The organism is Pseudoalteromonas sp. 0802 (assembly GCF_013350085.1).
Taxonomy (GTDB): Bacteria; Pseudomonadota; Gammaproteobacteria; order Enterobacterales; family Alteromonadaceae; genus Pseudoalteromonas.
On record NZ_JABVXE010000001.1, the window covers coordinates 431,627 to 445,048 of the forward strand.

Below are 13,422 nucleotides of genomic sequence, written 5' to 3' on the forward strand. Positions count from 1 at the left end.
ATGACAACAAAATCATTGAAAAAAATTCTCGTTGCCAACCGTGGTGAAATTGCCTGCCGAGTTATGCGTACAGCAAAGCAAATGGGCTTAACAACGGTTGCAGTGTACTCAGATGCTGATAAACATGCTCAGCACGTAAAGCTTGCTGATGAGGCGTATCATATTGGTCCTGCGCCAAGTAAAGACTCATACTTAGTGGCAGATAAAATCATCAATGTTGCAAAACAAGCTGGTGTTGATTGTATTCACCCTGGCTATGGTTTTTTATCTGAGAACTGTGACTTTGCCCTCGCATGTGAAAAAAATGATATCGCTTTTATAGGCCCGCCAGCATCAAGTATTGAAGCCATGGGTTCAAAAACCCGCGCTAAAGAAATTATGCACCAAGCAAATGTACCTTTAGTGCCTGGTTATTATGGTGACAACCAAGATACTGATTTCTTACAAGCTGAAGCTGAGAAAATTGGTTACCCGGTACTGATTAAAGCTGCTTTTGGTGGCGGTGGTAAAGGGATGCGAGTTGTTGAACACGCAAAAGATTTTATCGGTGCACTTGAAGGCGCAAAACGTGAAGCAAAAGCCGGCTTTGGTAACGATTTAGTACTGTTAGAGCGCTATGTCACCAAACCGCGCCATGTTGAAGTACAAGTTTTTGCCGATAGCCATGGTAACTGTGTGTACTTAGGTGACCGTGACTGCTCTTTACAGCGTCGTCACCAAAAAGTAATAGAAGAAGCCCCTGCTCCGGGTTTATCTGATGAACTTCGTAAAGAAATGGGTGAAGCAGCAGTACGTTGTGCCCAAGCGATTAACTATCGCGGTGCAGGTACGGTTGAGTTTTTATTATGCGGTGATGAATTCTTCTTCATGGAAATGAACACCCGTTTACAAGTAGAGCACCCAGTAACAGAAATGGTAACCGGTGTTGATTTGGTGAATTGGCAAATCAATATTGCAGCAGGTGAAGTTTTACCACTTAGTCAAGCAGATATTCAGCTACAAGGTCACAGCTTTGAAGCGCGTATTTATGCAGAAGATCCAAGTAATGACTTTATTCCGTGTTCTGGCCACATTGACGCCCTATTCACACCGAACGAATCTGAATTTGTACGTATAGATACAGGGATTGCAGCGGGTGATGAAATTAGCCCGTTCTACGACCCTATGATTGCTAAATTAATTGTTCATGACGATAACCGTGAGGCAGCGCTTGGGCGTTTATCAAAAGCACTAGAGCAATTCCACCTAGCAGGTTTTAGCTGTAACGTTAATTTCTTACATAACCTTGCTAACCACCCTACTTTTCAAGCAGGTGCACCCGATACGCACTTTATTGAAGACCAAGGTGATCGCCTTGTTGCTAAAAACGAGCAACAGTCTGTTATTGCGACCGTTGTGGCAGCCTATGTGTATGCACATCAACTAAAAGGTGAAAGCAGCAGCCCATGGCAACAATTAACAGGCTTTATGCTTAACAGTGAGGCTAAGACAACGATACCGTTTGTTGATTTAAACGTTCATGCTATTAAGACCTCAGATGGCTTTAAAATCAGCCTAGATGGAGTTGACTATACAAGCTCAGGCAAGGTTCAAAATGGCCTTGCAAACCTAGTCGTTAATGGCGAAAAAGTTGTGGCTCATATTAATCAAACAGACTCTCACATCACAGTGATGTACAAAGCACAGCAAACGGTGCTAGAGCTGATTGATAAACACTATATTAGTGAACACGAAAGTGATGCACTACCACTTGCTGCACCACTCAATGGTACTGTTGTTAAACATTTAGTTGAAGTGGGTAGTACTGTCGCTAAAGGTGACGCTGTTGTCATCATAGAAGCGATGAAAATGGAATATACCCTTAATGCCCCGCATGATGGTGTATTAACCAGCTATTGCTTTGCTGAAGGTGAACTGGTGAGTCACGGTGATATGCTCGCGATTGTTGAAGAGCCGGAGGCGTAATGGCACAGTTTCCTGATTTTGTTCGCATTGTAGAAGTTGGCGCCAGAGACGGCTTGCAAAATGAAGCTGCCGTTAGCACTCAAGATAAAGTCGCTCTTATCAACGCACTAGCAGATGCTGGGCTTAAAGATATTGAAGCAGGCGCCTTTGTGTCACCTAAATGGGTGCCACAAATGGCTGACTCAAGCGATGTAATTAGCGCGTTAAATTTGCCTAATGTTAACTTAAGTGCCCTCACCCCGAATTTACGGGGTGCAGAGGCGGCAAAACAAGTCGGCATACAAGAATTTGCAATCTTTACAGCAGCAAGTGAAGCGTTTTGTCAAAAGAACATTAACTGCTCTATTGATGAAAGTATTGATCGCTTTAAAGATGTCATGGATTTTGCCAAGGCGAATAACATTCGTGTTAGAGGTTATGTTAGCTGCGTCATGGGTTGTCCATATCAAGGTGATGTCGACTACAATGATGTATTAAAAGTATCACAGCGATTATTAGAGCTTGGTTGCTACGAAATTAGCCTTGGCGACACCATTGGTGTAGGTACGGCGAAAAAAGTCGATGAGTTATTAGATTTACTCTTGCAACATATTGATAAATCTAAACTCGCTGTACATTTTCACGACACTTACGGACAAGCGCTCACAAATATTTACACCGCCCTAACACGCGGTATAGCAACGGTTGATAGTGCTGTTGCAGGCCTTGGTGGTTGCCCTTATGCCAAAGGTGCGTCAGGAAATGTTGCCACTGAAGATGTAGTTTACTTACTACAAGGGCTTGGCATAGAGCATGGAATTGATTTAGAAAGACTGGCGAAAGCTGGTTGGGCTATTTGCAGTGCATTAAATAAACAACCTGTCAGCAAGGTATCACTTGCTCTAAAGAACACTCAGAATAATTAAGGAGTAGGCTCATGGCCGGTTTCGATAAAGTGGTTTCAAGTTATGAAGCTGCAATGGAAGGTTTAAAAGATGGCGATACAATTATCGCTGGTGGCTTTGGCTTGTGTGGTATTCCTGAAGGACTTATCAGTGAAATTAAGCGTAAACAAACTAAAAATCTAACCGTTGTTTCGAACAACTGCGGTGTAGATGATTTTGGTTTAGGGGTTTTACTTCACGATAAGCAAATTAAAAAAATCATCGCTTCTTATGTGGGTGAAAATGCGCTTTTCGAAAAACAACTACTCGATGGCGAAATTGATGTTGTTTTAACACCACAAGGGACACTCGCTGAGAAGATGCGTGCTGGTGGTGCGGGTATTCCTGCGTTTTATACCGCTACAGGTTACGGTACTCCGGTTGCCGAAGGTAAAGAAGTCAAAGAATTTGATGGTCGCCCGTATATCTTAGAAGAGTCAATTACAGGCGAGTTTGCCATTGTTAAAGCATGGAAAGCTGACCGCTACGGAAATCTTGTATTTCGCCACACAGCAATGAACTTCAACCCGATGGCCGCGACAGCAGGTAAAATTACTGTTGCTGAAGTAGAAGAGATTGTTGAGCCAGGTGAACTTGAGCCAAGCCAAATTCATACCCCAGGTATTTATGTTAATCGCGTGATCAAAGGCGACTTTGAAAAACGCATTGAACGTGTAACAACTCGCGATTAAGGAGCAATAAAATGGCATTATCACGTGAACAAGTTGCAATGCGTGTTGCACAAGAACTACAAGATGGCTATTACGTAAATCTAGGTATTGGTATCCCTACTCTGGTTGCTAACTATGTACCTGACGGTATAGAGGTTATGTTGCAGTCTGAAAATGGCTTATTAGGTATGGGTGCGTACCCAACCAAAGACCAAGTTGATGCAGATATGATCAACGCGGGTAAAGAAACCGTGACAGCAGCCACAGGTGCAGCAATATTTAATAGTGCAGATAGTTTTGCCATGATACGGGGTGGTCATGTAGACTTAACAGTATTAGGTGCATTTGAAGTTGACCAGAACGGTAACATCGCATCGTGGATGATCCCAAAAAAGCTAATTAAAGGCATGGGTGGCGCGATGGACCTCGTTGCTGGCGCGAAGAATATTATTGTTACGATGACTCATGCAAGCAAGCATGGCGACTCTAAGTTATTAGAAAGTTGCACTTTACCGCTAACTGGGGTTAACTGTGTAAAGAAAATCGTAACTGATTTAGCCGTACTAGAAGTTAAAGACGGCGCATTTCATCTAATCGAACGCGCTCCTGGCGTGTCAGTAGATGAAATAATTAGCAAAACGGCAGGCAAATTGCTTGTTGAAGGTGATGTTCCAGAGATGGTTTTTTAAACCACTCACATCCCATGTACCGACCTCATTCCCAGTGCCAATGGCGCTGAGTTACCCAAAATCCCTCGCAAGAGGGATTTTTTTTATCTAAAGTTAGCCTTTCGCCGCACCATTTTGTCACATAAATAGTATAAAATGCCCTGCTTTAGTGAATTGGCACTATCTAATACTGAGACTATGACGAAATAGCTAAAACTGCTAAGATCACTTTTTTACTAAACATTTGCCTAAACATAGATTAAACGAGCGATTCACGATTGTTTTTTATACAATATGGCAAGAGTTAGCTATATTCATTCTTTACTCTCTATTTTTTTACATTTTGGGATAATAATTGCTTAGCAGTTAATTAACTAACAAGCGCTATTGAGACTTACTGAAATTAACTATGCAAACACCTATTCGTGGCTTACGCTCATTTTGCTTTGCTGCACGCACCCTTAGCTTTAAAGATGCTGCAAACCAACTTTACCTTACGCCGTCTGCCGTAAGCCATCAGATCAAACAATTAGAAGAACAATTGGGTATTGAACTTTTTGAACGTCAAACCCGCTCTATCCGCCTAACTGCTGCGGGGAAGAATTTTTATGACTCTGTATCACCGCTGATCAAAGCGCTAGAAAAAACCATCAATGAGTTTAGTCAGTTACAAGAAAACGTAACCATCAGTATTACGCTACCAGAGTTTTTTGCCAGTGAGCTTTTAATGCCAAAACTGAGCGAATGGACCAGTGAGCACCCAAATACAAACTTACAGCTTAATACCTTAAAAACGCGTAAAGAGCTGACTAAGCAAAGCGATTTGTCGATTGTATTGTCTTCATCTAAACCGCACGAAGGCGTTGTACATGAGCTATTTTCGCTATCGTATACACCAGCTTGCAATAAAGAAAACTGGCAAGCATGGCAAGAAAACCCGTTTCAGGCATTAAATGAAGTTCCTCTTATACTTCATAAAGCGCGTCCTTGGGCTTGGCACCAATGGGCAGAGCATGCTGGTATTGAAGACTTTGCACCAAAGCAAATTATTCAGGTTGATAGTATGTTTGGTGTGGCACGTGCCGCGCAACAAGGTATGGGTATTGCCCTAATCCCCTTACCTATCAGTCAGACTTGGTTTGATGAGCAGTGGTTATTTAATTTCACCGATATGCCATTAAAAACGAAAGATAAATATTACTTAGTGCAACACGATCCTAGTGAAACTAATGCACAATTAGAGCTATTTATAAAATGGATGATTGATACTTTTAAACATCTAAAATAATAGATAAATGACCCTCAATTTTGTTGAGGGTCTTTTATTGCTAATTTAACTTTTCGACTTGGTTACTAAAATACTCACTTTGTTTTCACCAACTTCAAAAGAAGCCTGTTTACCATATTCCACAATAAAAGAAGGTGTAAAATAGCTGCCAGCGAGTGTGATTGATGTTTCTACAGCTGCCGTATTATTTTGTTGTGGTCTCACTGTAACTTCATAGCTAAACCCCTCACCTATAGAGATGGAAGCAGGTTGTTTTTCTTCCACCAGCATTACTGGCGATGCTAGTAGCTCATTCGCTTTATAAACAGATGTTTCAACTTGAAAACTATCAGCTGCGAAACAACTTGTTGATGCTAAAAATACTCCAGCGACTAAACCTAACTGTTTTTTCATATTTATTTCCTTATCTCATTTATAGGGTTTGTCCGTAATTAATATCAGTTAGTAGGTTTATTTGATACACGGAAATTTCTGAATGTTAACTATCTCTATCAAAGCTCTCGATAATACACATCAATGGTATGTGATATAGCTTCATAGCGATTGTTTTTATGATTAAAGCATGCTTTACGCAGTTCCTTCTCTTCGTAGTTTTTACCTGCTACTACGACTTGATCTAAAGTTTGTGAACTTGCACAGAACTGCTGTTTTGAAATTGTTTCTATTTTAACTGATTCAGCTTTTGAGCGCGGTAATGAACTAGGCTTTGGATTTTGCTTCATGCCTTCAAGTAACTGAGCTTTAGTAACAGGTACAGTATCTGACCCTATACCTGGAATATGTAATGTTTGTCTAATCGTATAGTTTTTACTTAATAATGGTGCAAATAAAGATACATCATTGCTCAAATAAGCCTGCTCAAAATTAAGATAAACAGCGACTTTATCTTCAGCTGCATTGGCAATAACAGGCCCTAAAAGTAACAACGTAAATATCAGTTTCATGGTTATACGCTTATTCTGAATAAATTAAATCATAACTATACATACCATCATAAAGTACCGATTTTATTTTTAATTAACAACAATTTGTTTGTTTTGCATACTCCGCCCCTTTATTTTTCTTTATCGTAAACATTAGCTATTTAAACCCCGTGTCTATTTTATCGGGGTCAGTTCAGATGGCTGACGGCTTTAAGACTAACTCATTACATTAGACTAAAGTCTATAGGTTAAATTTCTTCATCTATTAGGTCATTTTTTATCGTTTGTTGAATTTGCGCTGTTCAATTAAAGTTCATTTGTCGGCGATTGATACCGATTCAAATAGAGGAAATGATTATGTTTAGTACACTTATGAAACGCGTTGCACTTAGCTCTTTATTAACTTGTTCAGCTATGGCAGTGGCTGATCAGAGTGACTACAAATTGATGGTAATTGACCAATCTATCACTGCTGATGTTGCAGAAAACCGTCAATACGAACAAGCATTTAATGACTGTGCTTTGAGTGTTAAAGAGAAAAAATTCTCTGAAGCTGAAACATTATGCTCAAAAGCAATTAGCTTACTAAGTACGAGTAAAGTACCTAGCTATAAACGTCGCGAACTAACGTCATTTACATTAAGTAACCGTGGTGTTGCACGCATCATGTCTGAAAACGACACTGCTGCATTGTCTGACTTTTACGAAGCAGTACAAATTTCAGGTAACGAGTTAGTAGAGCACAACTTAACGCGTGCGAAAAAGAACTTAGCATTATAAGTTCTCACAGAATTGTGTTGTCTCAAAACCCAGCTTAGGCTGGGTTTTGTCGTTTAGGTGTTTAGTTTTTTAGCCTTCCGCTTTTATTAATAAATCAAGCTCTTTTAGCAATAGGCTCTCTACTGTCTGTTTATCCATTTTAGCCAATTGCTCTAAGCTGTAATTTTTGCCAATTTCTTTAGCTAAAATAAAACCTAGGTAATAACCTCTTCGGTATGGCAGCTTTGTCTCGTCCTTTGCGAAGTTGAAAAATGAAGAATATATTTCAGGTTTTTTCGAATAAAACTTTTTCTTGAGGTCAACGAGAGAATCGAGCTGCCTTGAGCGAATCTTTTTTACTAGATTGCTAGGTATGTTTAGCATCAATTCATCATCACTGGCTGACGGAGTTAATTTATGTGAAACGTAAGTAGCTAATCCCTCAGTCCAAATGGAGCACCATAACTCATGCTTACATTGAAATAATTTTTCATGATAAACATGAAATAACTCGTGATGAAAGAATGGCGTATCGTTTTTCCAGGTATGATACTTGGCCATAAGATCTACACCAAACATTAAGTAAGACTTACCATTTAACTCTCGCGTTGCCCCATTGAACCTTCCTAACGAGTGAAGTATGTAAATGGGGGGTTCAGATTTGAAATCAGGGAAAGTAGCAATAAATGATTCCATACTGCTGTTTAAATCTTTAGATAAACGCCTATTTTTTGATAAATAGAGTTCTTCTATTTCACTGAACCCCTCAATAGCTTTAACAAAGCTTTTATCACTATAAAAAGGCGCAAATTCAGAGGTAAAATGTTGAGAAAACTGCTCTGCTCTATTTTCTGCAGGCAATGTCTTGCTTGACTGATATAAAGTATAAAAATCATCAGCGAGATTAATGACTTCGAAATCTGCTGACTGGTTGTTAGCATGCGTATTAAATGAGGGCACTCCAGATATGAGACTGGCGAGTAAAAGAACTTTAGATAATTTTTGCATAATTATAGTTATAAATATTTGTTAGGTTAAAGTCGGATATGTTTAAGATTCGGTAATTCATGTTTAAAAAGTTGGCTACATAGACAATGCATGCTTGTAACTTAAATCAAAATGTTTGAGCAACTGATTCAGGTAGTTCAGATTTATCTGGTTAGGTTTAAAGCTTTGTCCCTTTTCAATATTTGCTATGTGTTGTTTTAGTTTTGCTTTGTCTTTATTCCAAAAAGCAATATTTCCTAACACAAAGTCATTCCAATACATTTTTGAACCACTTACCTCTTCATCGGGGTCCAATACTTTTTTTGCTTGAAAAACAGCTTGTTGATAATCACCAGCTAGCCCTTCCATTTGAGCTAAATGCCACGTTAACGAGTTTTCTTTTGAATTATTGTGAGAGATAAAACGTTTTATCAGAATTGCGGCTTCAGCATGGCAGCCTGATTTTTCTAACAATCTAAACCCAGCATCGTATGTCTGGTCAAATTGTTGGTATGTGAGGTCCAAATCGTCTTTTAACCTTTCTTCAAGCGCTATTTTACAATCAGCAAAAGCAAGATTTGATGTAAATAATAACCCGATTGATAAAAGTCCTTTTTTCATAATTTTGTCCTTAAAAAGTATAAGCTCCAAGTTAAAATTTACTTTAAAGCATACCAAGAAGTAAAAATAAGATTAAAATCTTAACTCATTTTTTCTGTATTAAAATGAATTGTATGTATCCCAAAAACCTTTCTTCGAAGATTCAATATCTTTACTAAGCAAAACATCTTTTACGACCAATTTGTCTGGTTCGCCATTTTTTGAAAAAAAGATGAAGATAAATTCCATACAATATTTGATTTCACTGGAATTCTTTGACTTATCGTAAAGTTCACTTTGCTCGATTGGTTTAAAGGAGTTTGCATGTATAAACACCACATTCAAAGTTGGGCCTTCGTTTTTATGGATTTGAGCATCGATTTGAACAAATTTAACCGCAACATTTTTGAGTTCAGGCTTCTCACGCAATAAAAATGCTCTTGCTTTATCTTCGATTAATTCTCTCTTAATTGATGCTAAATCCCCCCAATGCATAACTTGACCAGGTACAGAAAATGTAATCATACTAACAAGAATTAAACTTGAAATAATTAATTTATTCATCGTGGATCAAACCTTTGAACAACATTTTAATTGCTTTAGCTAAACACCGCAGATTTGGTATACAAGACTGATTTGCTCCCACTCAGGATCGTTTTCAACCTGCAGATGTATAGGTAATTTTGGAAACTCAGATAAAGCCGTATTGATTCTAAGTCCGACTTCGTCAACACGGTTAATATAGTAATGCCATTCACGGCTTCCATTACAAGTCAGTACAAATGCTAAGACAGCTAAACGATCTGAATCAAGAGTCTCAACTAAAGCGTCCTCAAAACTTTTCATCGTTTCACTTTGCTCAGTTGATGGCATTCCATTAAGGTTATCTGCATCATACTCCCATATGATAACTAATCTTTGAGGATAATCACTGCTTGCGATAAAAGGTGCCAGATCTGTTCGATAACGAATTAATCTTGGCATACCGCCATTATCACTTTCTGCTATATTCCATGGTGCTGAATTGGCTGCTGCGATTTTCATTGATGAATTCCTTTGTATAAAAGTTTATGTGCAAATCTATATTTCAAAAATTTCGAGTAAAATACATCCTAAACAGAATAAAGCGATTAATCAGGCTTAATCGAGATAGGTTTTGTTTGAGTGCATGTCTAAATAGCCATAACCACTAATTGTCTCGATTTGAGAAGGCAGGCCATAGATAGGCTCTGAAACAGCTTGAATTGGAAAGTTTAGCTTTGGTAAATCAATTGCATTGGGTGTTGATATGCCAAACCAAAAGCCAACTGGTTCATCATCAACAAACATACATGGTTGCGTATACTCAACTCCAACTAAGCCAATATTAATGTAACCCCAAAATTTATTGCCTATAGCATCAGTAAACTGTGATTTTACAAGTAACTGATTATGTGGGTTTAATGTATCAGCTTCAGATGCTGGTGTTACAATCGTTTCATCAACAGAATCGTCCTTACAGTACTTAAAAAGCCAAACAGCATGTTCATTAATATCTTGAACAGTAATCTCCCAAATAAATTTATCCATGCCTTTCCTTGAGTTGTTTCGCCAACTTAATTAGCTTTAACGGTAGGTTAAAATGAGTGCAAAGCAAACAGAATTCAAATTTTCTAATTTTGTCGGTCTTTAGAAAAAGAGCCTTTTATTCAACTTCAATCCAAGTCGGTTTATCTCTGGGTACTAAACCCAATTTTTTAGCTATGAGAACAATATCACCTGAACAATTCGACAGAATATTACTTAAAAGACAATTTTTAACAAAGTTACTTACCTTTTGCTACTGTCCTAACAGAACGGCCGCGTCCCTTAAACCCAAATAACATTTGTACATGACGTGACGGCATTAAATTATCAGCACTCAGCTAAGCTAATTTCACTTTTTAATACAGGAATAAAACAACTTCACCTCCTCTACACCACAGTAAAACCCTGAGAACTGAGTAATTACTCTATAGATTAAATTTCTTCATCTATCAGTTTTAATTTAATCGTTTGTTCAGCTTATAGGAATATTTTAAAGTTCACTCGTTGGCAAGAAACACCAACTTATTCAGAGGAAAACTATCATGTTAAAAACACTTGTAAAAACTATTGCACTTAGCTCTTTATTAACTTGCTCAGCGATGGCAGTAGCCGATCAAGCTGATTATAAACTGATGGTTATTGAGCAAGCTCAAACTAACGATAATGCAACAAGCCAATACGAAACTGCCTTCAACCGCTGTGCATTAAGCGTTAAAGAAAAGAATTTTTCAGAAGCGGAAAGCTTGTGTACACAAGCAATTTCACTTCTAAGCACAAGTAAAGTACCAGGTTACAAACGCCGTGAACTAACATCGTTTGCACTTAGTAACCGTGGTGTTGCACGCATCATGTCTGAAAACGATACTGCTGCTCTTTCTGACTTTTATGAAGCAGTGCAAATTTCAAAAAATGAACTTGTTAATCACAACTTAAGCCGCGCAAAGCAAAACTTAGCGCTGTAAAAGTTACCCCAACCAAATTGTTGTCGAAAGCCCGGTTCTTGTGTGTTCTGACCGGGCTTTTTTTCGTCTAAAATATCTGCGTTATAGAATACTTTTCTTCACCTTATGGGTGCGATTATATCGTTTGTCAGTTTTATACCCTGTTTTCTAACTTTATAGAGTAAGCACAACGCTTACGCTAACAAGGAGAAAACAATGTTTAAATTAAATCTTAAACCCTGCGTGTGGTTAATATTATTTGTTTGTTCAAATTTTGTATTCGCCAACGACAACGACTTTAAACTCATGGTTGTTGACGATAACGCAAGCTCAAAAGCAATTATGCAAGGCAACTTTGCTAATTCTTTAGAGACAATGAACGAAGCTAACAACTATATCGTGCCGTTTAACCGCTGTGTTGCGGGTGTGAAACTAAAACAGTTTGATAAAGCTGAACAAGATTGCTCGCAAGCAATCGCGATGCTAAAAAAGGTCAATGCCCCGCACTATAAACGTAATGAACTGACATCTTATGCATTAAGTAATAGAGGCATTGCTCGACTAATGGCGAAAAATGATACAGCGGCCATTGCTGACTTTTATGAGGCTGTGCAGCTCAATAATAATGAACTCGTGTCGTTTAACTTAAATCTCGCGAAACAGGAATTAAAATTGTGGTAATAAGTCATCAGGCTAAAAGAAAACCAGCCATGTCGGCTGGTTTTCTTACATCAGTTACCTTTTAAGATTTATCTCTTGGCACAAAATCAAGCACTGTTGCATTAATGCAATACCTGTCTTTACCTCTTGGCCCTTCACCAGGGAACAAATGACCTAAATGAATGCCCGAGCTTTTTGATTTAAGCTCAATACGCTGCATGCCATAACTGTTGTCTTCATGCATAGTTACACTGTCTTTCACAGGATGAGTAAAAGAAAGCCAGCCAGTGCCTGAGTTAAATCTATCTCGGGTGTCAAAAAGCGGCGCTCCACTTAGCTTATCAATAAAAATACCGTCTGGTGTATTTTTAAAGATATCGTATTGCTTACAAAATGGGCTGTCTGTTCTTGCATGAAACGCCACTCTAAAGGCTTCACTATCACCTAGTTTAAATGCGCCTAAGGCTTTGTAAAACTCACCTTTGCTAACATAGCCTTGGCGACCATAAACCTCTTCGCCATTTTCTATAAATAATAACGTGGGTGTTGCCCAAGTCGGCGTTTTAATCGTTAAGCCATCAAGTTGATCAGCATGACGGAATGTCATAGGTATCGAGCCCATGTACTGATTAGCTACCTCTTTTTTAAACTTTTCACAGTATGGGCAATAACCTTTAGCATCTATCACAACAATTTGCTTGCCGGCCAATAAGGCTGTGTTATCAACCTGCTGTTTTTCTACTGGTGTGAATACAACGCCCGTTGAATGATCAGGGCAATAGCCATTGGGGTTTTTCTTTAAATAATCTTGGTGATAATCCTCAGCGGCATAAAATGCATCAAGCGGTTTTATCACAGTTACAATCTTGCCGTAGCCTGCTGCGGTTAATTTGCTTTGGTATTCATCTTTAAGTTTATTGGCAATCTCAAGTTGCTCATTATTACTTACCAAAATTGTTGAGCGGTATTGAGTACCGATATCATTCCCTTGGCGATTTAGCTGAGTTGGATCATGATTTTCAAAATAATGCTTTAAAAGCGATTGAGTTGTTAACTCGTTACTGTTGTATGTCACTTTAACAACTTCTGCATAATTGTTTTTATCAAAGCGCCGAGAGCTACGTGTTATGTTCTTGTAAGTCGCTTTAAATCCATGCCCATCGGCATAGCCAGATACCGCATCCAACACACCATCAAGTGCTTCGTATCGTTTTTCTGCTCCCCAAAAGCAACCTGAACCAAGCACAATGGTTTCAATATGCCCTGTCGCGTTATCTGGCATTGTTTCAGCTTTAATTGGGCTGGTGGTAAAAATGGCACTGCAAGTGAATAGTGTCAGTAACATCGACTTAATTGTCATACTAATTTCCTCTTAAAAGCCTGTATTTAAGACAGACCGAGCATAGGTATTAATAATTTCAACTTAAACGCATGCAAACAGCGATTCACCGCTAACAATTTAACTCTTAAC

The 13,422-nt window shown here is 38.6% G+C and carries 16 protein-coding genes; 8 read left to right on the forward strand and 8 right to left on the reverse strand.

From position 1 onward, the window contains the following. The 5 genes from HUS61_RS02080 (at position 1) to HUS61_RS02100 (ending at position 5,515) form a co-directional block, all read left to right on the forward strand. Complete coding sequence (locus HUS61_RS02080; protein ID WP_175081977.1) at positions 1-1,965, forward strand: acetyl/propionyl/methylcrotonyl-CoA carboxylase subunit alpha; 1,965 nt, start codon at positions 1-3, stop codon at positions 1,963-1,965. Continuing rightward, a complete protein-coding gene (locus HUS61_RS02085; protein WP_175081978.1) occupies positions 1,965-2,870 on the forward strand; it encodes a hydroxymethylglutaryl-CoA lyase in 906 nt (301 codons plus the stop codon). Before HUS61_RS02080 ends, HUS61_RS02085 begins: the two co-directional genes overlap by 1 nt. A gap of 11 nt (positions 2,871-2,881) precedes the next feature. Next, positions 2,882-3,580, forward strand: coding sequence for a CoA transferase subunit A (locus tag HUS61_RS02090; RefSeq protein WP_054553797.1), 699 nt, complete (start codon positions 2,882-2,884; stop codon positions 3,578-3,580). 11 nt (positions 3,581-3,591) lie between these two features. After that, a complete protein-coding gene (locus HUS61_RS02095) occupies positions 3,592-4,248 on the forward strand; it encodes a 3-oxoacid CoA-transferase subunit B (protein ID WP_054553796.1) in 657 nt (218 codons plus the stop codon). A 388-nt stretch (positions 4,249-4,636) separates the two neighbouring features. Next, the gene (locus tag HUS61_RS02100) at positions 4,637-5,515 is read left to right on the forward strand and encodes a LysR family transcriptional regulator (RefSeq protein ID WP_054561525.1); all 879 of its coding nucleotides are present in this window, start codon (positions 4,637-4,639) and stop codon (positions 5,513-5,515) included. A gap of 45 nt (positions 5,516-5,560) precedes the next feature. Here HUS61_RS02100 and HUS61_RS02105 read toward each other — a convergent pair whose 3' ends face one another. Both HUS61_RS02105 and HUS61_RS02110 read right to left on the reverse strand, forming a co-directional pair. Next, on the reverse strand, positions 5,561-5,908 hold the full coding sequence (locus tag HUS61_RS02105; protein WP_175081979.1) for a hypothetical protein: 348 nt from the start codon (positions 5,906-5,908) through the stop codon (positions 5,561-5,563). Positions 5,909-6,006: 98 nt separating this feature from the next. Continuing rightward, positions 6,007-6,459: a hypothetical protein gene (locus tag HUS61_RS02110; protein WP_175081980.1), complete on the reverse strand. Its 453-nt coding sequence runs from the start codon at positions 6,457-6,459 to the stop codon at positions 6,007-6,009. Between the two features lie 336 nt (positions 6,460-6,795). Between HUS61_RS02110 and HUS61_RS02115 the strand changes: the two genes are divergently transcribed. Further along, positions 6,796-7,218 (forward strand): hypothetical protein, encoded by a 423-nt coding sequence (locus HUS61_RS02115; protein WP_055197207.1) that lies wholly within the window; start codon positions 6,796-6,798, stop codon positions 7,216-7,218. Positions 7,219-7,287: 69 nt separating this feature from the next. Here HUS61_RS02115 and HUS61_RS02120 read toward each other — a convergent pair whose 3' ends face one another. The 5 genes from HUS61_RS02120 to HUS61_RS02140 form a co-directional block, all read right to left on the reverse strand. After that, complete coding sequence (locus HUS61_RS02120; protein WP_175081981.1) at positions 7,288-8,205, reverse strand: hypothetical protein; 918 nt, start codon at positions 8,203-8,205, stop codon at positions 7,288-7,290. A gap of 75 nt (positions 8,206-8,280) precedes the next feature. Next, positions 8,281-8,805 carry a hypothetical protein gene (locus HUS61_RS02125; protein ID WP_175081982.1) on the reverse strand — a complete coding sequence of 175 codons (525 nt, stop codon included), beginning with the start codon at positions 8,803-8,805 and terminating at the stop codon, positions 8,281-8,283. Positions 8,806-8,904: 99 nt separating this feature from the next. Continuing rightward, positions 8,905-9,348: a hypothetical protein gene (locus HUS61_RS02130; RefSeq protein WP_175081983.1), complete on the reverse strand. Its 444-nt coding sequence runs from the start codon at positions 9,346-9,348 to the stop codon at positions 8,905-8,907. A gap of 39 nt (positions 9,349-9,387) precedes the next feature. Further along, on the reverse strand, positions 9,388-9,828 hold the full coding sequence (locus tag HUS61_RS02135) for a DUF695 domain-containing protein (protein ID WP_175081984.1): 441 nt from the start codon (positions 9,826-9,828) through the stop codon (positions 9,388-9,390). 96 nt (positions 9,829-9,924) lie between these two features. Beyond that, positions 9,925-10,353, reverse strand: coding sequence for a hypothetical protein (locus HUS61_RS02140; RefSeq protein WP_175081985.1), 429 nt, complete (start codon positions 10,351-10,353; stop codon positions 9,925-9,927). Positions 10,354-10,892: 539 nt separating this feature from the next. On the opposite strand from HUS61_RS02140, the gene HUS61_RS02145 reads away from it, so the two are divergent. Together HUS61_RS02145 and HUS61_RS02150 are read left to right on the forward strand one after the other, a co-directional pair. Then, positions 10,893-11,312, forward strand: a complete 420-nt coding sequence (locus HUS61_RS02145) for a hypothetical protein (RefSeq protein ID WP_175081986.1) — start codon at positions 10,893-10,895, stop codon at positions 11,310-11,312. A gap of 195 nt (positions 11,313-11,507) precedes the next feature. Then, positions 11,508-11,972 (forward strand): hypothetical protein, encoded by a 465-nt coding sequence (locus HUS61_RS02150; RefSeq protein ID WP_175081987.1) that lies wholly within the window; start codon positions 11,508-11,510, stop codon positions 11,970-11,972. A gap of 61 nt (positions 11,973-12,033) precedes the next feature. Here the strand turns inward: HUS61_RS02150 and msrA are convergent, their stop codons facing one another. Next, the gene (msrA, locus tag HUS61_RS02155; protein WP_175081988.1) at positions 12,034-13,311 is read right to left on the reverse strand and encodes a peptide-methionine (S)-S-oxide reductase MsrA; all 1,278 of its coding nucleotides are present in this window, start codon (positions 13,309-13,311) and stop codon (positions 12,034-12,036) included. Positions 13,312-13,422: the final 111 nt, after the last annotated feature.

Excerpts from the sequence above, each read along its gene's own strand:
- HUS61_RS02080 (WP_175081977.1), top strand. The coding sequence starts at position 1 with ATGACAACAAAATCATTGAAAAAAATTCTCGTTGCCAACCGTGGTGAA.
- HUS61_RS02085 (WP_175081978.1), top strand. The coding sequence starts at position 1,965 with ATGGCACAGTTTCCTGATTTTGTTCGCATTGTAGAAGTTGGCGCCAGA.
- HUS61_RS02090 (WP_054553797.1), top strand. The coding sequence starts at position 2,882 with ATGGCCGGTTTCGATAAAGTGGTTTCAAGTTATGAAGCTGCAATGGAA.
- HUS61_RS02095 (WP_054553796.1), top strand. The coding sequence starts at position 3,592 with ATGGCATTATCACGTGAACAAGTTGCAATGCGTGTTGCACAAGAACTA.
- HUS61_RS02100 (WP_054561525.1), top strand. The coding sequence starts at position 4,637 with ATGCAAACACCTATTCGTGGCTTACGCTCATTTTGCTTTGCTGCACGC.
- HUS61_RS02105 (WP_175081979.1), bottom strand. The coding sequence starts at position 5,908 with ATGAAAAAACAGTTAGGTTTAGTCGCTGGAGTATTTTTAGCATCAACA.
- HUS61_RS02110 (WP_175081980.1), bottom strand. The coding sequence starts at position 6,459 with ATGAAACTGATATTTACGTTGTTACTTTTAGGGCCTGTTATTGCCAAT.
- HUS61_RS02115 (WP_055197207.1), top strand. The coding sequence starts at position 6,796 with ATGTTTAGTACACTTATGAAACGCGTTGCACTTAGCTCTTTATTAACT.
- HUS61_RS02120 (WP_175081981.1), bottom strand. The coding sequence starts at position 8,205 with ATGCAAAAATTATCTAAAGTTCTTTTACTCGCCAGTCTCATATCTGGA.
- HUS61_RS02125 (WP_175081982.1), bottom strand. The coding sequence starts at position 8,805 with ATGAAAAAAGGACTTTTATCAATCGGGTTATTATTTACATCAAATCTT.
- HUS61_RS02130 (WP_175081983.1), bottom strand. The coding sequence starts at position 9,348 with ATGAATAAATTAATTATTTCAAGTTTAATTCTTGTTAGTATGATTACA.
- HUS61_RS02135 (WP_175081984.1), bottom strand. The coding sequence starts at position 9,828 with ATGAAAATCGCAGCAGCCAATTCAGCACCATGGAATATAGCAGAAAGT.
- HUS61_RS02140 (WP_175081985.1), bottom strand. The coding sequence starts at position 10,353 with ATGGATAAATTTATTTGGGAGATTACTGTTCAAGATATTAATGAACAT.
- HUS61_RS02145 (WP_175081986.1), top strand. The coding sequence starts at position 10,893 with ATGTTAAAAACACTTGTAAAAACTATTGCACTTAGCTCTTTATTAACT.
- HUS61_RS02150 (WP_175081987.1), top strand. The coding sequence starts at position 11,508 with ATGTTTAAATTAAATCTTAAACCCTGCGTGTGGTTAATATTATTTGTT.
- msrA (WP_175081988.1), bottom strand. The coding sequence starts at position 13,311 with ATGACAATTAAGTCGATGTTACTGACACTATTCACTTGCAGTGCCATT.